The sequence below is a fragment of the Mediterraneibacter sp. NSJ-151 genome, assembly GCF_022487435.1.
Classification (GTDB): domain Bacteria; phylum Bacillota; class Clostridia; order Lachnospirales; family Lachnospiraceae; genus Schaedlerella; species Schaedlerella hominis.
In genome coordinates this window covers 116,529-140,441 of sequence record NZ_JAKVPP010000004.1, presented here as the reverse complement: position 1 = coordinate 140,441, position 23,913 = coordinate 116,529, and the positions used below count along the sequence as shown (strand labels likewise).

At 46.6% G+C, this 23,913-nt stretch carries 25 protein-coding genes; 15 read left to right on the top strand and 10 right to left on the bottom strand.

Annotation, left to right across the window (positions count from 1 at the left end):
- Positions 1-4 precede the first annotated feature (4 nt).
- The 12 genes from LQE94_RS05465 (at position 5) to LQE94_RS05410 (ending at position 13,599) form a co-directional block, all read left to right on the top strand.
- Complete coding sequence (locus tag LQE94_RS05465) at positions 5-715, top strand: hypothetical protein (RefSeq protein WP_005333522.1); 711 nt, start codon at positions 5-7, stop codon at positions 713-715.
- A 15-nt stretch (positions 716-730) separates the two neighbouring features.
- On the top strand, positions 731-1,639 hold the full coding sequence (locus tag LQE94_RS05460; protein WP_109216361.1) for a hypothetical protein: 909 nt from the start codon (positions 731-733) through the stop codon (positions 1,637-1,639).
- Between the two features lies 1 nt (position 1,640).
- Positions 1,641-3,332, top strand: a complete 1,692-nt coding sequence (locus LQE94_RS05455; RefSeq protein WP_240577161.1) for a lysozyme family protein — start codon at positions 1,641-1,643, stop codon at positions 3,330-3,332.
- Positions 3,333-3,342: 10 nt separating this feature from the next.
- Positions 3,343-3,963, top strand: a complete 621-nt coding sequence (locus LQE94_RS05450) for a DUF5038 domain-containing protein (RefSeq protein ID WP_181369366.1) — start codon at positions 3,343-3,345, stop codon at positions 3,961-3,963.
- Positions 3,960-7,157 carry a TraG/VirB4 family ATPase gene (locus tag LQE94_RS05445; RefSeq protein ID WP_240577160.1) on the top strand — a complete coding sequence of 1,066 codons (3,198 nt, stop codon included), beginning with the start codon at positions 3,960-3,962 and terminating at the stop codon, positions 7,155-7,157. The genes LQE94_RS05450 and LQE94_RS05445 overlap by 4 nt, the downstream gene beginning before the upstream one ends.
- A 56-nt stretch (positions 7,158-7,213) precedes the next feature.
- Positions 7,214-10,483: a VaFE repeat-containing surface-anchored protein gene (locus tag LQE94_RS05440; RefSeq protein WP_240577159.1), complete on the top strand. Its 3,270-nt coding sequence runs from the start codon at positions 7,214-7,216 to the stop codon at positions 10,481-10,483.
- A 67-nt stretch (positions 10,484-10,550) separates the two neighbouring features.
- Positions 10,551-10,913: a hypothetical protein gene (locus LQE94_RS05435; RefSeq protein ID WP_040015509.1), complete on the top strand. Its 363-nt coding sequence runs from the start codon at positions 10,551-10,553 to the stop codon at positions 10,911-10,913.
- Between the two features lie 62 nt (positions 10,914-10,975).
- Positions 10,976-11,251 carry a hypothetical protein gene (locus LQE94_RS05430; protein WP_008373818.1) on the top strand — a complete coding sequence of 92 codons (276 nt, stop codon included), beginning with the start codon at positions 10,976-10,978 and terminating at the stop codon, positions 11,249-11,251.
- Positions 11,252-11,411: 160 nt separating this feature from the next.
- Entirely contained in the window at positions 11,412-11,831 is a 420-nt protein-coding gene (locus tag LQE94_RS05425) for a DUF3268 family zinc-finger domain-containing protein (RefSeq protein WP_117536983.1), read from the top strand.
- Positions 11,832-11,844: 13 nt separating this feature from the next.
- Positions 11,845-12,432: a sigma-70 family RNA polymerase sigma factor gene (locus tag LQE94_RS05420; protein WP_117536984.1), complete on the top strand. Its 588-nt coding sequence runs from the start codon at positions 11,845-11,847 to the stop codon at positions 12,430-12,432.
- 20 nt (positions 12,433-12,452) lie between these two features.
- A complete protein-coding gene (locus LQE94_RS05415) occupies positions 12,453-13,139 on the top strand; it encodes a cell division protein (RefSeq protein WP_117536985.1) in 687 nt (228 codons plus the stop codon).
- Positions 13,140-13,152: 13 nt separating this feature from the next.
- Positions 13,153-13,599: a hypothetical protein gene (locus LQE94_RS05410; protein ID WP_117827098.1), complete on the top strand. Its 447-nt coding sequence runs from the start codon at positions 13,153-13,155 to the stop codon at positions 13,597-13,599.
- Between the two features lie 188 nt (positions 13,600-13,787).
- On the opposite strand, the gene LQE94_RS05405 is transcribed toward LQE94_RS05410, so the two are convergent.
- The 10 genes from LQE94_RS05405 to LQE94_RS05360 form a co-directional block, all read right to left on the bottom strand.
- Positions 13,788-14,120, bottom strand: a complete 333-nt coding sequence (locus LQE94_RS05405) for a DUF5301 domain-containing protein (protein WP_005333498.1) — start codon at positions 14,118-14,120, stop codon at positions 13,788-13,790.
- Complete coding sequence (locus LQE94_RS05400; protein ID WP_240577158.1) at positions 14,077-14,913, bottom strand: EcsC family protein; 837 nt, start codon at positions 14,911-14,913, stop codon at positions 14,077-14,079. The genes LQE94_RS05405 and LQE94_RS05400 overlap by 44 nt, the downstream gene beginning before the upstream one ends.
- A 1-nt stretch (position 14,914) precedes the next feature.
- Positions 14,915-15,274, bottom strand: coding sequence for a YccF domain-containing protein (locus LQE94_RS05395; protein WP_005333494.1), 360 nt, complete (start codon positions 15,272-15,274; stop codon positions 14,915-14,917).
- 3 nt (positions 15,275-15,277) lie between these two features.
- Positions 15,278-15,712, bottom strand: coding sequence for a hypothetical protein (locus tag LQE94_RS05390; protein WP_005333491.1), 435 nt, complete (start codon positions 15,710-15,712; stop codon positions 15,278-15,280).
- A gap of 229 nt (positions 15,713-15,941) precedes the next feature.
- Entirely contained in the window at positions 15,942-16,274 is a 333-nt protein-coding gene (locus LQE94_RS05385) for a hypothetical protein (protein WP_005333489.1), read from the bottom strand.
- Positions 16,275-16,277: 3 nt separating this feature from the next.
- A complete protein-coding gene (locus LQE94_RS05380; protein WP_022415108.1) occupies positions 16,278-16,568 on the bottom strand; it encodes a hypothetical protein in 291 nt (96 codons plus the stop codon).
- A gap of 121 nt (positions 16,569-16,689) precedes the next feature.
- Complete coding sequence (locus LQE94_RS05375; protein WP_005333486.1) at positions 16,690-17,586, bottom strand: sensor histidine kinase; 897 nt, start codon at positions 17,584-17,586, stop codon at positions 16,690-16,692.
- Positions 17,587-18,438: an ABC transporter permease gene (locus LQE94_RS05370; RefSeq protein WP_008373910.1), complete on the bottom strand. Its 852-nt coding sequence runs from the start codon at positions 18,436-18,438 to the stop codon at positions 17,587-17,589.
- Positions 18,431-19,357 (bottom strand): ABC transporter ATP-binding protein, encoded by a 927-nt coding sequence (locus LQE94_RS05365; protein WP_240577157.1) that lies wholly within the window; start codon positions 19,355-19,357, stop codon positions 18,431-18,433. Before LQE94_RS05365 ends, LQE94_RS05370 begins: the two co-directional genes overlap by 8 nt.
- A 77-nt stretch (positions 19,358-19,434) precedes the next feature.
- Positions 19,435-20,133: a response regulator transcription factor gene (locus LQE94_RS05360; protein ID WP_240577156.1), complete on the bottom strand. Its 699-nt coding sequence runs from the start codon at positions 20,131-20,133 to the stop codon at positions 19,435-19,437.
- Between the two features lie 325 nt (positions 20,134-20,458).
- On the opposite strand from LQE94_RS05360, the gene LQE94_RS05355 reads away from it, so the two are divergent.
- The 3 genes from LQE94_RS05355 (at position 20,459) to LQE94_RS05345 (ending at position 23,906) form a co-directional block, all read left to right on the top strand.
- Positions 20,459-21,160 (top strand): single-stranded DNA-binding protein, encoded by a 702-nt coding sequence (locus tag LQE94_RS05355; protein WP_240577155.1) that lies wholly within the window; start codon positions 20,459-20,461, stop codon positions 21,158-21,160.
- 141 nt (positions 21,161-21,301) lie between these two features.
- Complete coding sequence (locus LQE94_RS05350) at positions 21,302-22,078, top strand: hypothetical protein (RefSeq protein WP_022415111.1); 777 nt, start codon at positions 21,302-21,304, stop codon at positions 22,076-22,078.
- Positions 22,079-22,094: 16 nt separating this feature from the next.
- On the top strand, positions 22,095-23,906 hold the full coding sequence (locus LQE94_RS05345; protein WP_005333473.1) for an AAA family ATPase: 1,812 nt from the start codon (positions 22,095-22,097) through the stop codon (positions 23,904-23,906).
- Positions 23,907-23,913: the final 7 nt, after the last annotated feature.

Below are 23,913 nucleotides of genomic sequence, written 5' to 3'. Positions count from 1 at the left end.
CACTATGGGAATACTTGACGGAATCGTGGAATGGATTGCCGAACAGGTCATGAACATTCTGGATCTGATCACCACTTCAGTCCTCGGTGCTCTGGGCTGTTCCATGGATACGTTTCTTCGCTACTTTCCTGCAGCCGAGACCATGTATCAGGTCTTTCTGGCACTGGGCATCGGGCTGATCCTCTTAAACTGGGTATGGCAGCTCTTTAAAAATTACTTTATGGGAGCCGGTATCGAAGCGGAAGATCCCATTAAGCTGTCCATCCGTTCCTTCCTCTTTATCTTTCTCACCTTCTATGCGAAAGATATTGTGGATCTGCTCCTGAAGATTTCAGGAACACCGTACAACTGGATTTTGACGGAAGACCTGCCACCTTTAAAATTTGCGGATTTTAACTCCGTAGTCACAGTCATCCTGGGAGTCTGTGCAAATGGGGCGGTAGCCATCATTGCACTGATTCTGGTACTGATTCTGGCGTGGAACTACATCAAGCTGCTCTTTGAAGCGGCAGAACGTTATATTCTTCTGGGAGTACTGGTCTACACAGCCCCGGCAGCTTTTTCCATGGGTGCCAGCCAGTCAACCGGAAATATCTTCAAAAGCTGGTGCCGGATGCTTGGCGGCCAGTTCTTTTTGCTGCTGATGAATGCGTGGTGCCTGCGGCTGTTTACTTCTATGGTCGGCACCTTCCTTGCCAATCCGTTATCCCTATAAGAAAGGAGGACCAAAATGAAACTTAGAAAGAAACTCATACCATTCCTGGTATTAACTGCCTGTCTGGTACTGTTTTGCTCCATGCCGGTCTTTGCAGCGGAGCTTACGGAAGCAGACGTGGAAGCGGCAGTTGCCAGTCAGGGAAAGGAGGCGGTAACCGGAAATGTCTTCGTCTGGTTCCTGTGTGCCATTGCCTTTTTAAAGGTATCCCAGAAAATTGATTCTTTTCTGGCATCGCTTGGCATCAATGTCGGCAATACCGGAGGAAACATGATGGCTGAACTTCTGATTGCAGGACGGAGCCTGACCGGTTCCATGCGTTCCCATGGTGGTGGCGGCTACCGCAAAGCCTCTTCTCCCGGAAGTGCGGCTGTCGCAGGAAGCTTCCTATCCGGCGGGCTTGCCGGAGCGGTGGGAAGACAGGTACAAAGGGAAGCGGTCAATTCCGCAACCGGTTATACCGAACACAGCAGTATCGGGAACATGCTTTACCAGTCATCCCTGAACAAAGGCGGAGACTTTGCCAATCAGGTCATCAGCAACATTGCACAGGGAAATTACGGTCAGGTGGGTTCCATCAAGGGCGCAGACGCACAGAAAGCCTTTACTTCCTATATGGGCATCAAGCCGGGCGGCGGTTCTTCCTATGATAATGTAGAAATCGGCGGCGGACGGATCACCGGTACCGAAACCGGAAGTTCCGGGAACCGGGATTTTGCCCTGTACCATGCCGACCAGTATGCAGCTCCGACTCAGGGCTCCTACTCTACGGTGCAGTCCGTAGACGGTTCCACCTGGTACAAGCAGTATGCACAGGATACGGTAGAAAAAACACCATATACTTCCGGCAACGGCAAAGTAGCCTACAATGAATCCATTGTCCAGAAACTGCCGCCAGCCCCACAGCGAAAGGAGCGTATGTAACATGCCAAAAACAGCCTTGATGGGCAGTCCTCTTGCTGTCATCGGTACAGTATTCCGGCACAGGCGCACCCTTGCGAAAACCGGAGCAGCCGTCGGCGGTGTACTGATGCTTCCCATGCTGTTCCTTGTCATGCTTCCGGGACTCGTCTTCGGAGACCTCACTGAAAATACCGGAGCACTGACCAGCAACACGGTAATCAGTGAAAATATCCGGGCTTCCAATCAGGCAATCGTGGAGGTGCTTCAAGAAAGCCATGATGCACTGCTTGCTAAGATCAATGCGGAAATTTCCAGACTCCCAGAAGGAGATACTGCCTCTATCAGCGATCCTTACGCTTCCAGTATCATCGTAAATGCGAACCAGCTCATCGCACAGTTTTGTGCCAGCCAGGATGACTATAAAAATATAAATATCAGCAAACTCAAAAGCCTGATCCGGGAAAACGAGGACGGGCTTTTTTCTTATGACGTTACTTCAGAAACGGTCACGGTAGAAGTTCCGGCAGAAGAGGAAAATGCACCACCCAGAAAGGTTACTTTTACCCGCCATACCTACATGGTCAGCTATGCCGGAGATGCCTACTTTGCAGATCACGTCTTTCATCTGACCGATAAGCAGAAAAAAACGGCAGACAGTTATGTGGAAAACCTGACCATGTTCTTTGGCGGCTCCGCTTCCGGTCTTGCCATGGCGGTAGGTGTCAGCGATGAGGTGCTGGCTTACCGGGCTACCATCCAGCAGGTCGCACAGAAATACGGCATGGAAGCTTATGTGGAACTCCTCATGGCAGTCATGATGCAGGAAAGCGGCGGGCGTGGAAGCGATCCCATGCAGGCGGCAGAAGGCGGCTTTAATAAGAAATACCCCCATGTCCCCAACGGCATCACCGATCCTGCTTATTCCATCGAATGTGGGATTCAGGAATTAAAGTATGCACTGGATAAAGCAGGATGTACCGGACCTACCGACCTGGACCGCATCAAGCTGGCACTTCAGGGTTACAATTACGGCTCCGGCTATATCGACTGGGCAATGGAACGTGACGGCGGCTATACCAAAGAAAACGCCATTGCTTATTCGGATATGATGTGTGCCCGTCCGAACTGGCATTATGACCGGTATGGGGACAAGGAATATGTGGAGCATGTTCTCCGGTATTATCAGATTACCAATACCGGCGGAAGCTATCCGGCAAACGGAATGCAGATTCCGCACTATCTCCAGACCGATTACGGGAACATCCCTTATGGCGGCAGCTCCATCGCATCTTCCGGATGCGGGCCTACCAGCTTTGCCATGATCGCCAGCTACCTGACCGGGAACACTATTACCCCTCCGGATGCGGTGGCATGGTGCGGGAATTCCTATTATAAGCCGGGAGTTGGAACCTACTGGAGCTACTTTCAGGCTGCAGCCAGTCATTTCGGCTGTGGCAACGTCACACAGACCAGCAATGCCAATACGGTACTTCAGGCACTCTCCGAAGGCCGTCCGGTCATCTCCTCTCAGCAGGCAGGACTTTTCACCAGCGGCGGGCACTTCATCGTGCTCCGGGGTGTTACGGCAAACGGCAAGATACTGGTCAATGATCCCAATGACAGTGACGCAAAGAACTATATTAACCGTGAATTTGATATGATGTCGGAAATCCATGCCACGGCAAATGCCTACTGGATCTTCGACAAAAGATAAAGGAGCCATTATGAACAGAACAAAAGTGATTCTTTCCATTTTTCTGATGCTGTTTCTGCTGCTTGCCGGACTGGTTCTCCCCAGTTTCTGGAAAAGCCAGAAAAAAGAAGCTTCCGGAAACAAAGGCAGGGAACCGGCAAAGGAAACAACAGAAACAAATTCCGATACCCCCATGCCGGAATATCTGGATTTTGTTGCTTTAAAAGCATTTTTCTCCGACAGCCAGATTGCTTCTCTCAAAGAGCAGTTTCCTGTCTACCTAAAAGAGTATGTCAAAAAAGAACAGACAAGCATCACCTTCCTGCCGGAAAAAACCAGCTACCCTACCGAAACAACCGTCTGCCTGATGTTTTCACTTTCCGATCAGGATACGCTTCCGGTTACCTACCACACCCCGACGGGTGTGTTTTTATTTGGAGAAGACGGGGTACAGGTCTCTGCAGATACGACTGTTTACGAAAAGCAGACCGATGATTCCCTGCCGTCCTTGACTTCGCAGGACATCGAACACCTGCAGGAAGGCGGGTATCCGGATACTTCTGACAGCCCGGAAGCTCCGGACACAGAATCCGGCAGTGCCTCCACACCTTCGGAAGATGCGAAAGATACGAAAAAGGAGGTGCAGCCATGACACAGCCAGAAGAAACACCGGTTTCCTTTATCCCGCCCAACTTCATTGAGAAAGGCAAGATCCTAAACGGAACTTTTGACATCCGCAATGCCATAGAAAGCATTGTTCTTTCCCTGGCAATCGGTATCCCTGTTTTCCACCTGCCGCTGTCCCTGACTGCCCGCATCATCATTCTCTGCATGACCGCACTTCCGGCGGCAATGGTAGCCCTGATTGGAATCGGCGGAGAGAGCATCACTGCCTTTCTGATGAATGCCCTGCGTTTTGTAGTGAACCGCAGGGTAATCTGGAGGTCCGACAGTCTTCCGGAAGGAAAGCCACTCAGGAAACCACGTTCCAAAGAGCCAAAGACAAAGAAACACCGGAAAGCAGAAAAAATGGCAAAGCCTTCCAAAGTAATGGCATCGGCTCCCCCGCAGTCTGAACCGGACGCACCAGCCCCGCCAAAAAGTAAAAAAAAAGAACACCGGCAGTTTGATACCTCCACCAAGCGGGGCATCAAAAAACAGGCAAAGGAAGATATCCGTTATCTGAAGTGGGAGCAGAAAGAAGCCAGCCGACAGAAAAAAGAGGCGGCGAAACAGATAAAAATCCAGAAAAAAACGGAAGTCCGGAGACGAAAGGAGGAAGAAAAACGGGCAGTTTCCGAAAAGCGGGCGGCAAAAAAAGAGCAGAAAAAGAAGGGGGGTTCCAAGAAGGACGCCTCATCTGCCACGGCAAACCCCGTTTCCCGGAAAAAGCGAAAGAAAGACCAGACCTTGGAGGATTATCTTCCGGTGGAAAAAATCGCAAACGGGATCGTCTATACCACAGACGGACGGTACGTGAAGATCCTGGAGATTGAACCAATCAACTTCCTGCTTCGAAGTGCCAGAGAACAGCAGGGCATTATCTACAGCTTTATCAGTTACTTAAAGATCAGCCCGGTCAAACTCCAGATCAAGATGATCTCCAAAAAAGCAGACATCAATAAGCATCTGGAGCAGTCCCGGCTGGAGCTGGAACGGGAAACAGATCCCCACTGTCAGGAACTGCAAAGGGATTATATCCAGTTCGTTCAGCATTTAAGTTCCAGAGAAGCGGTTTCCAGACGATTCTTTCTGATTTTTGAATATGAACCGTTTAATATCAACCGGAAAGAAGAAGAACGGGAAATTCTTGCTGCTCTTGAGACAGCGGCACAGACTGCCAAAACCTTTTTGTACCAGTGCGGGAATGAAGTGGTCACCCATGACAATGAGGATGAATTTACCACAGATGTCCTGTACACACTGTTAAACCGTACCCTTTGTACGGAGGTTCCGCTTCCGGACCGGATCAGCACTGTACTGTCCGCCTATACAAAGGAAAACCGCATGGAGGAACTGGATCACATCCGGATCAACGAGTTTCTCGCACCGGAAAGTGTGGATTTCAAGCACTCCCATTATGTGCAGATCAATGGGCTTTACCATTCCTACCTGCTTGTGCCGTCTGACGGCTACAAAAACCGGGTAACTCCCGGATGGCTGTCACTCCTTGTCAATGCCGGGGAAGGGATTGATATTGATTTCTTTCTCCAGAAACAGCCAAAGGACAAGATTCAGCAGCGTCTCGGTCAGCAGATCCGTATCAACCGTTCCAAATTAAAGGATGCGTCCGATACCAACACTGACTATGATGACCTGGACTCTGCCATCCGCTCCGGATATTTTCTGAAGCAGGGACTTGCCAACAACGAAGATTTCTATTACATGAATCTTCTCATCACCATTACCGCTTCCACGCTGGAAGAACTGCAGTGGCGGATTCAGGAAATGAAAAAGCTCCTGATCTCGCAGGATATGAACTTACACTCCTGCTACTTTTTACAGGAGCAAGGCTTTCTCTCCTCCCTGCCGCTGGCAAATCTGGACAAGAAGCTTTTTAAGCTGTCCAAGCGGAACGTACTGACTTCCGGGGCGGCAAGCTGCTATCCCTTCGTCAGCTACAGTATCTGCGATGATAACGGAATCCTCTTTGGGGTAAACAAGCATAACAATTCCCTGGTCATTGCAGATATCTTTGATTCCAGGCAGTACAAGAACAGCAACATCTGTATCTTAGGCTGTTCGGGAGCAGGAAAGACCTTCACCATGCAGACCATGGCACTAAGGATGCGAAGAAAAGACATCCAGGTGTTCATCATCGCTCCCCTAAAGGGACACGAATTCTATCGTGCAGCAAGAAATGTTGGCGGAGAATTTATCCAGATTTCCCCTGCCAGCAAAAACTGTATCAACATCATGGAAATCCGAAAGGTGGATAATTCTGTAAATGAACTTTTAGACGGACCGACCCTCGATGCCTCCGCACTGGCTGGCAAGATCCAGCGGCTTCATATCTTTTTCAGCCTGCTGATCCCGGATATGTCCCATGAGGAGAAGCAGCTTCTGGATGAAGCCCTGATCAAAACCTATGCCTTAAAAGGGATTACACATAAAAATGAATCCCTGACAGATCCGCAGCATCCGGAGCAGTACAAAAAGATGCCCATTCTGGAGGATGTCTACAATGTCCTGCTGGAAAGCGAGGATACCAAACGTCTAGCTCATATCCTGAACCGCCTGGTTCACGGTTCTGCTTCTTCCTTTAACCAGCAGACCAATGTGGACCTGACCAATAAATATACGGTACTGGATATCTCCGAACTGACCGGTTCCAGCGATCTTTTAACGGTCGGCATGTTCGTTGCCCTGGATTATGTCTGGGATAAAGCGAAGGAAAACCGTACCGAAGAGAAAGCCATCTTTGTCGATGAGGTCTGGCAGCTCATCGGTGCATCCAGCAACCGGCTTGCAGCGGAATTCGTACTGGAGATTGCCAAGATCATCCGGGCTTACTCCGGAGCCGGCATCTTTGCCACGCAGGATTTGAACGACTTCTTTGCTCTGGATGACGGAAAATACGGCAAAGGCATCATCAACAACTGCAAGACCAAGATCATTCTCAATATGGAGGATGAAGAGGCGCAGCGAGTGAAAACCATCCTGCATCTTTCGGAAACGGAAGTTATGAACATCACCCATTTCCAACGAGGAAACGGTCTGATCTCAACCAACAACAATAACATCACTGTGGAATTTAAGGCTTCCAATCTGGAAAAGGAGCTGATTACCACAGATCGGCAGGAGCTTCTGGAAATCCTTGCAAAACAGAAGAAACCGGCCGTGTAACTTTGGGCAGCACTGACGCTGCCCTTTTCATTTGAACTTCAAGAAGGAGGAGACTTATGTTACAGACATACAAATCCTATACCAGACGGACGCTGGCTATGCTGCTGGCAGTCCTTGTCGCAGTCGGCGCATTGTTTTCCGGCAGTTTTCCGGTTCATGCAGCCGACGGCACCATCAGCTATAAGGCAGGTGCCAATATCCCTTACGGCAGCTATTTTACCTCCCGCATGAGCTTTGACGGGAGCAATACTGCCTACTGCGTGGAACCACTGAAGAAAACCCCTTCCTCCGGTTCCTATTCCTATGACCTTTTAAGCCAGAACTCCCCGCTCAGAAAAGCGCTCTACTACTTAAACGGCGGCTACGGCTACGATAAAGTCGTCAAGGATAAATATTTCAGTGGCTGGAGTGATGATAACAGCTATGTCATCGGACATCTGGTTGTCGCTTACATCTATGCCGGTAATTCCGCTGACACCGGAGCTTTCCATGGCGCTCCGCAGTCCTATATTGATAAAGCACTGGAAGTAGCCAGTGCCATCCAGGGACTTCCGAACCCGCCGGAAGACTTCCGGGCATTCATCGTTCCGGGACAGGGCAGCCAGACCATTGCCGGAAGCTGGTATCAGGTTCCAAACGGCTGGATCGAACTGAAAAAATCTTCTGCCAACGGAAGTATATCGGACGGGAATCCGAATTACAGCTTAAAGGGTGCTGTGTATGGAATCTATCAGGGTGAGAAGCTCATCCAGAAACTGACCACCGATGAAAACGGGTATGCCAGATCCGGCGAACTGGAGGAAGGCGATTATACCGTAAAAGAGCTCTCTGCTTCCAAAGGCTACATTGTAGACACCAAAGCTCACAAAGTCACTGTAAAAGCAGAACAGACTTCTGCTGCAAACGTAACAGAGATTCCGCAGAATAATCCTATGGATCTGGTGCTTGAAAAGCTGGATGCCGAAACAAAGAAAGCCTCCCCACAGGGAGCAGCTTCCCTTGCAGACGCAGAATTTACAGTCAAGTTCTATACCGAGCAGTCTGACAGTGATCCTGCGGAAGCTGGAAAGAAACCGGCACGTACCTGGGTATTAAAAACAGATGTTTCCGGAAAGATGCATTTTACCAAAGATTCCTTTGTAAGCGGCGATGCCTTTTACTATACCAGTGATGGCAAGACCGTCTGTCTTCCGCTCGGTACCATAACGGTACAGGAAAGCAAAGCCCCTGCCGGATACCAGCTCAATCCAACTGTCTTCGTACAGAAAATTACAGGTGACGGTAAGCAGGAAACGGTTTCGGTATACCAGTCTTCTACCGTAGAAGAATCTGTCATCCGTGGCGGAGTGAAGATCCAGAAACGTGACAGCGAGACCGGAGAAGCAAAACCGCAGGGTTCTGCCACATTGGAAGGTACTGTCTTTGCGATCACTACGTTAAATGAAAATCCGGTATTAGTAGACGGAACATCCTACACGAAAGATCAGGTTGTCCTTACACTTACTGCCGATAAATCCGGTTCTGCTGCAACTGCAAAAGATGCTCTCCCATTCGGACATTACCGTGTGGATGAAACAACTGCACCTTCCGGTTATCTGAACAGCGGAAAGATCTCTGTAGAATTTGACATCACAGAACAGGGAAAAATCGTGGAACTGACTGCAAAAGACAATTCCATCTCCAATCAGGTCATCCGCGGGGATCTGGAATTTGTCAAGATTGCTGACGGCAGCCAGAATCGTCTGGCAAATGTTCCATTTAAGATCACTTCCAAAACAACAAGTGAAAGCCATGTGATCGTAACAGATGCCAATGGTTATGCCAGCACTTCCTCAAAATGGAACAAACATACATCCAATACCAACCGTGGCGAATCTCCAGAGGACGGCATCTGGTTCGGCACATCCAAACCGGATGATTCCAAAGGAGCATTGATTTACGATACTTACATCCTGGAGGAACAGCGTTGCGACTCCAATAAAGGCATGGATCTCTTAAAATTTGAAGTTAAAGTTTATAAGGATTCTGTAACTGTACGGGTTGGAACTCTGACCGATGATGCCATTGAGATCGGCACGACTGCTCTGGATGCCGAGACCGGTACACACATGAGCCAGCCGGCAAAAGAAGTGACGATTGAAGACGTTGTGGAATACAAAGGCTTGAAAAAAGGCCAGAAATACAAACTGACTGGAACGTTAATGGACAAAGAAACAGGCGAACCAATCCTTGTGGATGGAAAACCGGTGACTTCCAAAACAGAATTTACTGCAAAGAAATCCTCTGGCTCCGTCAAAGTAACCTTTACCTTTGATGCAACTTCCTTAAAGGGCAAAACAACCATTGTCTTCGAGGAATTATATCAGGATGAGATGCAGCTTGCAGTCCATACCGACATCAACGATGAAGACCAGACCATCTATTTCCCGGAAATCAAGACTACTGCGAAAGATGCGGACACGAACTCCAATATTTCCTGTGCAAAGAAAGAAATCACGCTGGTGGATACGGTTTCCTTTAAGGGGCTGGTTCCTAACCATAAATATGAAGTGACCGGAACTCTGATGGATAAAGAAACAAAGAAACCAGTCGAAACAGACGGAAAACCGGTGACAGCAAAAGCATCCTTCAAGCCAAAAGAATCCGCTGGTACGATAGAGGTTACCTTTACCTTTGATGCCAGCTCCTTAAAAGGGAAAACGGTAGTTGTCTTTGAATCCCTGGCTTACAAAGACAAGGAAGTTGCCGTACACGCAGACATTGCAGATGAAGGACAGACTATTTACTTCCCGGAAATCAAAACCACAGCCAAAGACGGCAGTGACGGGGATCAGGATGTCTCTGCTTCCAAGGAAGCGACTATCGTAGATACGGTCACTTATCATGGTCTGATGCCTGGATCTGAGTACAAAGTCATCGGAACCCTGATGAATAAGGAAACCGAAGAGGCTTTGTTAAAAGACGGAAAACCAGTTACCGCTCAGGCAGAATTTAAAGCAGAAAAAGCTGGCGGCTCTGTGGAAGTTACCTTTACCTTCGACGCTTCTGCTCTTGCCGGACAGGATGTGGTTGTCTTTGAAAAGCTCTACTATACAGACGGAAAAACCGAACATGAGATTGCTTCCCATGAGGATCTGAAGGATGAAGGTCAGACCGTACACATGACGGAGCTTCCGAAAGAACCGGAGACGCCTCCGGTAGCTCCGCCTGTAAAGACCGGCGATGAGACGCCGCTTCTCCTATATGCCGGAATCGCCATAGCTGCACTTGCAGGTGCAAGTGTCCTGGGCATCGTTTACTTCAAACGCAAAAAGAAACATCAGTAACTCATAACGAAGACTCCTGCAGGCAGCTCCCACATGGAACTGCCTGCTTCTTTAGTAGGTGATGAATATGAAACACCCCCACTGCAAGACAGATGCCAAGCACATCCGTCATTTTCTGAACCTCTGTGAAGGGAACTGGCACTCCTGTATCTACGTCTGGTGCCGCACTTGTAACGCACAGGAAAGCTGTGAGAACTCCGGCTTTTTATTCCATCCGGATGAAACGGGAAGCCCCTGCATCCTCCCTCTTTCAGATGCAGCGCTTTTGTTTCCCCGGATACCGGAGCCAACCGAATGTACCGGAAGCATGAGCATTGCTGCTTTTACAGAGCTTTATCTGCCCTATCTGGCCGCTCAGAAGCTGCCATTAAAGCCATGCCCCATTCCGGCACTGCTCCGGCTTCAGGAGAACCAGCAATATGACTGGTAACAAAAAGTTGCACTTTCAGGCTCTTATACGTACAGGATATGTAAAGAAAGGAGGCACTGCCTATGTTAAACGTAATTTCAATCATCCAATGTATCGATCAGGTCTTTACGAACCTGATATTTATTCCCATGATTTTTGTCCTGTATGTGAAATTCCGTCCGAAAAAGCCATGGACCAGAAGGCGCAGGAACACTTACCTGCTCTGTCTGGTACTGATCAGCTTATTCCTGCTACGGATTTTCTGTGAGAAGTTCATCTTTACACCGGTTAATTATCCACGTTTCACAGACAGCGGCTTATTCCCGCTCATCCGGGCAATTTTCTATCCCGGCATCTGAAAAATGGGGATTCGTGCCATTTAGTCCGAATCTGGGATCAGTATCCGCTTGCGTCCTATGGGAATTCATCACCTGCTTACTTACAATATAAGTATACAGTACGTACTGGTTATTCACGTACACGTTACGTATCGTGTATGTACAAGCGAGGTGAAAACAGATGAAGAAACCAAAAATCATCCGCTGCCCTTACTGCGGCGGAACAGCAATATTAAGAGATGCATCCTTTGTATATGGAACGCATTCTCATGGCGGACAGGTTTATGTCTGCTCCCACTATCCATCCTGCAATTCCTATGTCGGGGTACATCCGGGAACCAAGATACCAAAAGGAACGCTCGCCAACCGGGAGCTTCGTCAAAAGCGGATTCAGGCACATCGAATTTTCGATCAGATCTGGCAACAGGGCATCCTTTCCAAACCGGAAGCATATCGCTGGGTGGCAGATAAGTTCTGTCTGACAGATAAGCAGGCTCACATCGGACAGTTCAGCAACTATATGTGCGACCAGCTCATTCAGGAATCCGCAGATGTTTTAAAGAACAACCATATTCCCTTCCGCCTCCGGGCAGCCAGCTGAAAGGCGGTGATTGATGATGACCTTACCGCTAAATAAAAAGCAAAAACAACTGGTGGAAAAATCCATGGATCTGGTTCCGATCATGATTCGTTCCATGACCCGCACCGCTGCCTATGTAACTGAGGAAGAACAACAGGAATTATGTCAGATTGGATATCTGGCTTTGTGCCGGTCGGCTGTCGGATTTGAGGAAGGAAGATCATTCCAGCCTTATGCCAAAACTATCATCCGTCATGCCATCTTTGATTACTGGCGGAAAATTGCCCGTGACCGCTCCATGCTCTGTTCTCTGGACGAAGCATCATCTGAAGATGAACATCTCCATTATCGTGATTTGTTTTCCTACGAGGATACACAAACAACTCACCCGGAAAAGGACACAAATCAGACATTGCTTCTTGAGCATTTAACCCAGCTTGGCACCGGACATTCCCCAACTATTCAGAAGGGAATTGCAGCCCTCTATCTGCAACAGCAGGGATATACCAGCTTTGACCTGGCAAAACACTACCAAGTACCAGCCAATCGTGTACGGGCATGGCAGAGCAAAGCACGGAAACTATTACAGCAGGATGATGCACTCTATGCACTTCTGACTTAACTTTGAAGGAGGGAACTTTTATGCTGACACTTTATACTGCTGTCGGAACCTTAAAATTTCAAAAAACGACAGGCGGAAAATCCATTCCTCTTGTAATCAACGATGGACAAGAATATGGACTATCGGATGACGAACTGCTACTTTGGAGCTGTCTTGCTTTTCAGATTCTGACGCTCCATGAACTCCAGGATGCCTATACCCTGCGCCAGATACAGAAAGAAGGTCCGAAAGGTTTATCCTTCCAACACTATCTAAACCGACTTTCCTTACGTGGTCTGGTTGTAAGCGGAATTGGACTGACCGGGGTGGATGCCTTATATCGCCTTCTCGGCAGTCTGACCATTATTCCCTTGAAGGATACCTTTCTCATCCGGCTCTTTGGTTGCATTCAACTTTATCTGGAAGGAAGTATTGGCGCAAAAGAGTTTGGCAGATATTTAAAGAAGAAACCCTCTTCACCGATGGAAGATACCATTCTGAAGCTGGCTGATAAGGTATCCCTCACGACCGCTGAGCTTGTCACAAGTATGGAGCAGGAAAAAGTAATCCACAACGAATCGGATATTATGGATGAGTTATACACAGAACCGGAGACAACTTACCAAACACTTGTGGATGATGTCCAGATTCACCATACCCAGTATCCAGTGCTGCAGGCTATTGCTAATTTGTACCTGAATAAACAAATCACATTTCATACATGTTAAAGGAAGGAACCTTATGCCAAAACCATTTTTTACAAAGCTGGTTGCCATCAGTGCAATCGGCTTTTTCTGTGTACTTTTTGGGTGCATCTTCGGAATTGCCACCCACGACCGGCTCTTCATTCTTATGAGTCTCTTAATCGGAATCTGCAGCATCCTGCGTGCACTCAGTTTCTACCACCTGATCCATACACATGCTTATCTGTCACTGGACGTAAGCTGCACGAAACGGGAACAGACACTCTTCGGGAAAAACCAGCAATATTGGTTTGCCAGTGATAACGGAAAGGAATACGCCTTCTCACTGGAAAAGAATATCAAACTCCTAGAGGGACATCGGTATCGGCTGTACTTCCGGAAACCACAGCAGGGGACAGGGCAATCGATGCCATGTGCCGGAGATTTTCTCGGATATGAAGAACTCACCGATCAACTGCCGGAACTTCCGGATACATCCGTTTAGATAGAAAATGAGCCGCCTGTACTGCATCACCCCTACAGTTCTGGCGGCTCATTTTATTATAAATAACCTCTCTTATTTCTATCAAACAATAGTGTTTGTATCCGCTTCAATGCCATGAGCATTTGCTCCGGAAATGTCTTAGTTAAACTTGAAAGAATTAGATTTTCATTCTCATTACACAAATATTATTAGATAACCAATTCAGAAATATCAATACTCGTTTTATAGTTTTGTTTTACTCCGCCAGGAGAAGTAATAAAAATCGTAGCGTATTCCCCATTTTCATAAAGGGTAATTTCTTTTATATCTTTTTCTTCATCTTGGTTCGTAGTATCGCAATAAAATTTTATGGTATATTTAGGGTTCATACCTATGCTTTTTTCTGTCTCTTTCCATGATTTTATATTTAAAGCAGAAATAACCTTATCTATATTATGCTTATCATCATACTTTACCAGCAATTCCTTATTTGCAGCATCATATATCTCTATAACTTTTACACCTTTTACATAATTGTCCATTCTCTGCCTTTTTCCGCCCCGCCAGATACCTGTGCCGGTATTTCAGCTCTGCATACTCTGTGATCCGTTTCATGTAGACTGCATCATAAGCTCCGCCTACAGCACCAACCACCGGAATTCCCTGTAAGAACTTCATATACAGAAGCTCTTTTGACAAAGCTCCCGCCGTTTGTTCGATCTGCTCCTTATCCTGATATTCTTCCGGCAGCATTCCGTTTCTGATAAATTCATTTACTTTCCCGTCAATCTCACAAAGTGTATCCCCATAGGATACTGCTCCCCGGATCAATAATAAGATAAAATATTTTTCTTCCCTGCTTTCATAGCTGTATCCATACTGCAGAGCAGTCTCATAAATATTCTTTAAAATCATCCCTGTAAATACCGGAATATCCGGCAGACCGATTCCCAATACGCCCATCCCGATTCCAGACACACCGGATAGCAGTAAATTCTTTGTTCCCGTATCTCTTGCCTTTTTAGAAAAAGAGCGGAGGGATTTGGAATTCTGCTTTACATCCGCCATATACTGCCGCACCTGATAATCCTGCTCCAGTTTTGTCCGCTGATACGTCTTTTCAATAACCCCGGTTCCTTTCTCGAAAATCAGAGCAAATGCCTTCGCAAAAGCGGTATCCAATGTTTTCTGAAGTTTCGGCGGTATCTTTTCCTCCAGTTTCTGATTCAGAATGCTCTCCCTTTTCTCTGAACGCTTCTGAAGGAATCTCTGCTCCTGTACTTCCAGCTTTTCCCACTCCTTCTGAAGCGGTGTCCTTTTATCAAATAATCGCATCTTAATACACCTCCGCACCAAACGGCATCAATGCCAGTTTCGCCAGTTTAAACTGCTGTAAACCAAACGGGATTCCGATAATCGTCACACATAAAGCTGTACCCAACGCCAGATGCTCCAGTGCAAGAGGCAGACCGGATACAATCAGCCAGATGATATTCAAAAGGAACGAACCAGCTCCGCCACCATACTGCACCTCTTTTCCAAAGGGGAAAAAACTAAGCGCCGCAAATTTAAAACACTGCATCCCCACCGGAATCCCCACAACGGTAATACACCAGAGACAACCTGCCAGACACCAGCTCAGCCCACTGACTGCGCCGCCAAACACAAACCACAACACATTTCCCAGGCATCCCATATGCTACACCTCCCCATTCATCCGATTTTTCACATCAGCAAGTATCTTTTCTATCCGGTTGATGGCATCATCCACCTGTTCTCTTGCATCTGCAATCTTGCTCTGCACCATATAATCTGCCACCAGCCCGTCCAGAAAGAAATCCGCAAAGGAAAGGAAGCTGCCGATTTCCATGCGTAGATCCAAGGAAACCTGCACATCTCTTAATTCTCTCTGAAAACGCTGAATATCGCTTTTCGCCTGTTCCATCAACGCAGCTGCGTCATTCATTTTAGAATGCTTCACAAAGTCACTGATAAAGCCTCCTCCAAGCATATCAAAAATGCCCCAGTTTCTCGCACTTCCCAACTTATCCCTTGCTGCGTAAAGGCTCTGAAGCGCCCGCTCCCCTGCCTGTACTGCTTCCTGCATTTCCCGTTTCATCATTTCGTTACTCATCGTTTATCCTCTCTTTCTTTTTAGCAGACTATTGCGGCAGATTTTCTATATTTCATAATAAAAAAAGACTCCTATCATGACCTCTGCCACAATAAAAGTCTTGCTATCTCATTTGCTACGGGTATCTCTCGATACCGGTTGTCGGTTACAAAACCACCTCTTTCAAGGCGTTCAGCTACTCCCTTTTTTGCTTGAGATGAATATAACATATTGGAAATAATTTGTCAAATCATGCATTTTTCTTTTCCAACCGTTCCGCTTCTCTGGCAAATACATGCGAGATATCAAACAGTTCCGGTACATCTGATATGGTACACACATTCACACAATAATTGAGCCATGGAAATTCTTTTGTCATCTGATAAATAACTGCCATGGCTTTTGCTTCTGACATTGCTTCCACCGAATGATATCCCGATCCCTGAATATGCTCAAATCCGTTTGCTTCAAAAAAGTCCCTTACATCCGCATATGCATTATGCCAGTCACCTTTCGGATAATATTCCTTTAGTGCTTGTGTATTCAGGTCAAAATTGATGCCTTTCCTCTGTAAGCTGTCCATCTGTTAGTTCCTTATAAAGTCTGTAATCAGGTTCTCCTTTTCTGTTCCGTTATACCAGAAACACTCTAACAAATTCTCTGCAATTCCTACGGAGTTTTTCAACTGAAAGATTGCTGCCCAGAATCTTCCATAGTCCTGCTTGCGTCCCCGGTCAAGATAAATCCTGCTTCCAAGGGCTTTGACTGCACAGCTTAAATCCTCCTGCTCAAAAATCTGATCTGCCTGTTCACACATCTGATTTACCGTTTCCGGAGCGAGCTTGCTTGTATCAAATTTAAGTTCTACTTTATACATTATACTCATCCTTTCATACAACAAATGACTGAGTGACTCTTCTCTTTCTACTGTAATTCTACCATGAAACCTATATAAAGTCATTCCCCATTTTCACTTGCTTTAATATAAATTTTTCCTTTTATTTTGGAAACACAATCTCCACACAGAACTCATTCCCTTCTATCCGGGCGCTGATTTTCCCATCCATACGAAGTACCAGCTCTTTCGCAATTGATAAGCCGAGACCGCTGGAAGTCTTACTGCGTGCTTCATCCGCTTTATAAAACCGTTCAAACACCTGATCTACATTTATTTTTTCCACATGACATACTTGATTTTTTATCTGTATCCGGATGTTGTTTTCAACTTCTTCCAGTGAAATACTGATTTTCTTCTCCCCGTGATCCAGTCCGTTTTTTATGATATTCTGAAAAATTCTCTGGATTCCCTGTTCATTTCCGTTCATAAACAGCAGTTTATCTGTAATCTGTATCTCCGGTTCAATTCCTCTGCCCGTCCATTCATCGTAGTAGGAAAATATGGTATCTTTCAAAATCTTGTTGATACAGCAGGATGACATTTCCAGATGAAAAGAATCGTTTTTAAGTTTTGTAAAAGTAAATAATTCTTCCAGCATTTCTTTCAGGCTGCCGATTCTCTCCTGTATGATCTTCATATACCGTCTCTGCTCTTCCTGGTCTTCACAGGTTTCCATTAACTGAAAATATCCGTCAAGGGATGTCAAAGGAGTACGGATATCATGTGAGAGATTTGTATATGTATCCGAAATCATCTCCTCTTTCTTCAAGTATTCCTTCTTTTCCCTTCGCTTCAGTTCCAGCCATTCGTTTAAAACATCTGCCAACTCACCAATGCCTCCAAAATCCATTTCTCTGGTAATCAGCATGTTGCTGTCGTGCTTCATCAGAAACGACAACTGGCGGCAGATGTCTTTCACCTGCCGCTGGTATTTCCAAAATAACATTCCTTGTACCAGTATCACTGCTATCAATAGCACGAACCCTAGTTTTATCATTTAGATATCTCTCTTTCTGAATACCCATGCTGTCAGTAATGTAACCACGATTCCGAACGCCGCCGCAATCACAACTGCCGTCAGGCATTCCTTATTGGTCGGTGACATGGATAAAAGTGCAATCTTTCCTGTCACTGTATATTTCAAAATCTGGAAATTCTCCACACCTGCCTTCTGGATCAAATGATTGATCACTCCGTATAAGACAATCATGGTATTCATGCACAGGCAGATAACAATCGTCATGCTGAACACGTTGCTGTTCAAAACCACCGCAATCGCCATACTGATTAGTACCAGTGCATAATGAAGCAAAATCTGAATACCAAAGTATCTCAGCAACTCGCTTCCATTCCCCCACTCCAGATATCCGAAGTACATCTGCTGTGCAATAATCTGAATGATGAAATAAAGCAGCATGGTAACAGTCGTATACACAAACAACACGGAAGCTTTGGAAAAGATCAGGTTTCTCCGGCTCCTTACCTGCCCGCCGATATTTTTAATATAACCGCTTCCTATATCTGCACTGGAAAACAGCACTGTAAAAATCACCAGAAACAACGCCACAAACTTCGCCTGCAGGTTTGCATATACCTGATCAAAGACCGTTACTTTTTCTCCCGGCTGTGTCGGCAGGAATACGGACATTCCCATATTGATGGTTTCTGGTTTCACTGTTTCTGCAATGCTTTCTGTCTGCTGTTGTTCCGCTTCCTTGTTCATCGTATCAATATCCAGTTTCGACATGGATGTGGAGAAGAATATAGCTGCCGCCATCACAATCCATACCACATACATACTTTTTGTCCGGACCATCCGGTACAGATCCATTTTTATCATATTAAGCATTTTGATTCCCTCCTGTCAGATTCAAGAAATAGGTTTCCAGTTCTTCACTGGTAATGGAAATTCCATTGACCAAAATTCCTGCTTTTGCCAGTTCCATATTGACATTGGCGCTTTCATTCAATCGTTCAAATATATGGATATGGCTCTTATCTGTAACCTGATAGTTGGTAAATCCCATTCTGTCCAGAATCGGGACTGCCTGCTCCGGATGGATTAACTCTATTTCAATCCGTTCACTGCAGCGTTTCATCAGTTCTTCGCTTGTCAGCTCCTGCAGAAGACTTCCATTATGGATAATTCCATAATCCGTTGCAATCTTAGATAATTCCTCTAAAATATGACTGGATATCAAAATCGTCATATTCCGTTCATCTCGCAGTCTCTGTATGGTATCACGCACCTCTGCAATTCCCTGGGGATCAAGCCCATTGATCGGTTCATCAAGGACCAGGAGATCCGGCTCCCCGACCAGTGCCAGCCCGATTCCGAGACGCTGCTTCATTCCAAGGGAAAAATGTTTCGTTTTTTTCTTTCCGACACCTTCCAGTCCGACCATCTCTAAGATATCTTCGATGTATCCCTTTTTCCGAATACCAAACAATTCACATTTTATTTTCAGGTTTGTATATGCATTCATGTTGCCATACAGCCCCGGTGCTTCAATCAGACACCCCACACGAGAACGAATCCTCTCCAGTTCTTTTCCTTTACACCCGAACATCTCAATCTCTCCGGCTGTCGGTCTTGCAAGTCCACTGATCATCTTCAGGCAAGTCGTCTTTCCCGCACCGTTCCGTCCGATAAATCCATAGATAGCACCCTTTTTTATGTGAAGGTTTACTTTATCCACTGCCTTATGATGACCATACTGCTTCGTCAATCCATTTGTACTTAATAACAATTCACTCAATGCTTTCATCTCCTTTTCTTATCTGCTGTTATCATATCGGATAAATCCTAATCAAACGCAAATAAATAGTAAAAAAAGAGTAAAGATTAAGAATGCAGACGGTAGCCGATTCCCCATACGGTATCAATATATTCCTCCTGCGTTACTGCTTTTATCTTTTTCCGGATATTGCTGATATGTACATCCAGTGTCTTTGTCTCTCCCATATAGTGTTCATCCCACGCATATGCAAAAATCTCTTCTTTGCTGAAGACCTGTTTCGGATGCTCCAGTAAAAGCTCCAGAATTGCAAATTCCTGCTTTGTAATTTTGGGAAGCAGCACTCCGGCAATCCGGACTTCAAAGCGCTCACGGTCCAGTTCCAGGTTTTTATATGACACGCTTTTATGTTCCGGCTCCTGCTGCATATGGCGGAGCTGAACCTGAATCCGGGCAAGCACCTCCTGTATCTCAAACGGTTTTGTAATGTAATCATCTGCCCCACTGGTAAGAAGCCCGATTTTTTCATCCAATCCGTCTTTGGCTGTCAGGACAATAACCGGCGTATTGCCCTGTTTCCGAATCTGGGCAAGCACCTCTTCTCCTGAAATTCCCGGAAGCATCAGATCCAATAGAATCAAAGAAAAGCCCGCCTTATCCATCTGGAACAGCATCCTCGCTTCCGTCCCGGAAAAAGCCTGTACCGTCTCATACCCTGCTTTCTGTAATGCCGTATATAAAAGATTATTGATATCCGTATCGTCTTCTACAATCAGAATTCTGTTTTTCTGCTCCATTTTTCTCATCCTTCCATTTTCCGATTTAAACAATATTATATTGCACTTTTATAACTATGTCCAAAATTCTTTTGATATTATCCTTCCACCTCGTCTACATATGCTATATATAGTTCTAATTCTTTTGACATATGCTATATCTTGTGTTAATATAATCTTGTATTTAAGTTTTTGTGCTGTCCCGTCATGGGAGTCTGGACCATTCATCCAGAAGCATATGCAGTTTAAGTTTGGAAAATCGTGTCATTATACTGCCGTTTTATACGGTGCTATAATGGCACTTTTTTTATTTTAATCTATTTTAACGCCCAAAGAGGCAGAAAGGAGAATTTTTATGTCAGCAATTTTAACAATTTTAGGGAGGGCCACAAGAGATCCTGAGATGCAGCAAGGAAAAAATTCCGGTACGGAATATGTTTCTCTGGACATTGCAGTTTCACAGCGAGGCCAGGATGGAAAGGAAGAAACCATTTACTATCAGTGCTATTTTAACAAGTTCCTTGCAGAACGCTTAGCAAAAGCAGGCGTAAAGAAAGGAACCGGGCTGATGATCTATGGTGATCTGGAGCTTCATCCGTTCATTTATCAGAAAGGAAAGAATGCGGGGCAGGCAAATGCCGGTCCGAGGATCAATGTCAAGGACTGGCACTTTGTACCATCCAACCATTCTGACAGCAATACCGGACATCCGGGTGCAAACCAGAACAGCCAGCCGAATGGTGGTGCGGCAACGCCCGGTGCAGCCGGCAATGGCAGCTACCCAATGCAGGGAAATCCCAATGGCAGCTACCAGAATCAGGCAATGCCTGGCGGCTATCCACAGCAGGGAATGGCTCCTGCTAACGGTGCCTACACGCCTCCTGCAAATGGCGGACAGTATCAGGCTCCGCCAAACGGAACCGGTCAGCCACAGAGCAGCTACCCGCCGCAGGGCAGTTATACCGGAATGCCAAATTACGGAGGTATGCCGGGCAGTCAGCCAACTGACGGCTTTCAAAATGTGCCGGAACAGATGGCATCCCAGTTGCCCTATTAACTCTCAAGGAACCCTATGTTGAGGAATTGCATTTATCATCTTTGTGATGATGCAGTTCCTCTTTTTCATGTCCGGAAGCGGCGATTTCCCATCCAGCTTCCGGGCTTGTCTAAGAATCATGAATCAGAAAGGAATCAGCTCATGAAAAAATCAAATCGAAAAAAATTCTTACAGTTTGTCGTGCTTGTACTGTTTCTTGCAGCACTTTTCGTACCACAGGATGCCAACCGGCTTCTGATTGCAGGCATTGCCCTGATCGGTATCGGAGTCACGCTGTTCAGTTATCTTCTCCCGCTTTTCACGGAACGCCTGAAAAACAGGGAGCATAAGCTACGAAAACGCCCAGAAAGAACTCGTCATCTGGAAGGAACACCTGATCTGGAAACCATTCTCTGGAGACAGATCAAATTCCAGATTACCGGAAAGCTCAAGGAAGCCTTCCCGGATGCCACATGGGATTTTGTGAAAGAACCACCGCTCTCCCAGATACTGGATGGGGAACCATTACGGATTCGCACACGGAATACCGGAAGTTATAATTTTGCGGAAATTCTCATGGATGCCCGTGGCAGTCTGACGCTTCAGATGATGACCATTGAATCCTTACATAAAAAGGAACCGTCAGAAGGAAATCCGGATTCCAGACCAGCCGTTAATCCCAAATCATGGTATTCCCTGATTGGGAAACCGCTACTGATGGAATTGGTCGGTGACTTACAGGCAAGGGGCTATGAAAAGCTGTTTATCAACGAGCAGGGAGATGTCTATATTCTGAACGGCACTGAACCGGAAGTCCGGGGAAAGCTGGAACATTTCCCGCCCAAAGATTACTGGGGCGAATTGACGGAGATTTTTACTGAAGATGAATTGACCACAGAAGAGACCGAGCAGGCACTGGAACTGTCCTGGATCTCATAAGAAGGAGGAACGAATCATGGCAAATAACATCGTAGCAACCTGGGGGTTCAAACGCAAACTCCCGGAACCATTTGAGGATTATACGGACCATGCAATCTTTGATGACATTGCATCCAAATACTGTACTCAGCCACGGAAAAAATCCACGCTTCATGCAGCTACCCTGCGGGCAGTCCTTGCTTATCTGGAGCTGGAAAACCCGGTTGGCAGTACCCCGCCGGAAAAGCTTGGGGCGGTCGGTACCCAATCCAACAATTTTGTTGTGGCGGAATATCCGAGCAAAACCGGTGATCTTCAGGTGGTTGTCTACAACCAGCTAAACGGAAAGTTTTACGGAGGCTGCTATACTCCTCCGCCGGATGTGGAAAGCACACCGGAAAAATACGAATTTAAAGACTCCAAACAGTCCGGTGCGGCTCTGCTGTTCGCACTGATGCCGGTTTTTCTGGCAGATGAAGAGTGTAATGAAAAGTATCAGGAATTAAAAGCGCACCGGGACAACGGTTATCCCGATCTGGACGCCGCTGCGGAAACAGCAGCCGTTCTCTGCGACAACATTTACCGGAGAACCCGCTATGCATCAGGTCTCCCGACCGGTGGTGTTAAGATTGACCTTCCGGCAAACGGCGTATTGTCGCTGATCAAACCGTTAAATATCCAGAAGGGGGTCTATGCACCAACCGAAGTGCTCCATGGAGACTTTCAGGTGTTACGTCCAGGAAGTGGATTTAAGAAAGCACAGGCAGCCATTTCCAGAGATGATTTTGTTGGGAAATTTATCCTGACCGCATCCCGAAGGCTGTCTCCGGAAGAGGAGGTATCTGTTCCGACATTGGCAGAGTGGTACATCATCCCTCCGGAAATCAAACGGATCTGCGAACACGCAAAACTGACAACTGATACCACACAGCCGATGCGGAATTTTCTTTTACGGGGACCGGCAGGTACCGGAAAGACCGAAGGAGCCAAAGCCATTGCTTCCGCACTTCACCTTCCTTACCGCTGCATTACCTGTTCCGCAAATACAGAGGTATTCGACCTTTTAGGTCAGATTCTTCCGGATGTGGACGGAAAACGCACCCGGCTTCAGCGGCAGTACCCGTCTTTTCAGGAAATCCAGTTAGATCCCTCCGGTGCCTATCAGAAGCTGACCGGAAACTATGATGAAGAAATTTCTGCCGAGGACACCTACCAGAAGCTGATCGATACGATTTTTGATGAAATGCACAGCTATTATAAGGAACACACCTCCGGACAGAACTTCCAGTATGTGGATACGCCTCTAGTCGAAGCCATCCGCTATGGGTATATTCTTGAGATACAGGAGCCTACGGTCATTGCTAATCCCGGTGTACTGGTTGGACTTAACTCCCTTTTAGACCGCTGTAACAGCGTATATCTTCCAAACGGAGAAACCATCCACCGTCATCCGGATACGACCATCGTAATCACCACAAACAATGACTATGCAGGCTGTAAACAGATGAACCAGTCTGTCATTTCCCGAATGAACCTTGTGATTGATCTGGATGAACCGGATGAGGATACACAGGTAGAACGTGCCATGGCTGTTACCGGATGCAAGGATGCAAAAACGGTACGTCTGATGACACGCATTGTCAAATCCATGGCTGTCTACTGCCGGGAAAATCTCATTACAGATGGCTGCTGTGGCATGAGGGAGCTGATTTCCTGGGTGCAGTCCTACATGGTCTGCGGGGATATCCGGGAAGCGGCCCGTTACACGGTGCTTGCCTCTGCCTCTGCCGATGCTGAGAACCGTACGGAAGTGGAAGAAAGCTGTCTGGATACTGTGCTTGCTGCGTAGGACACGC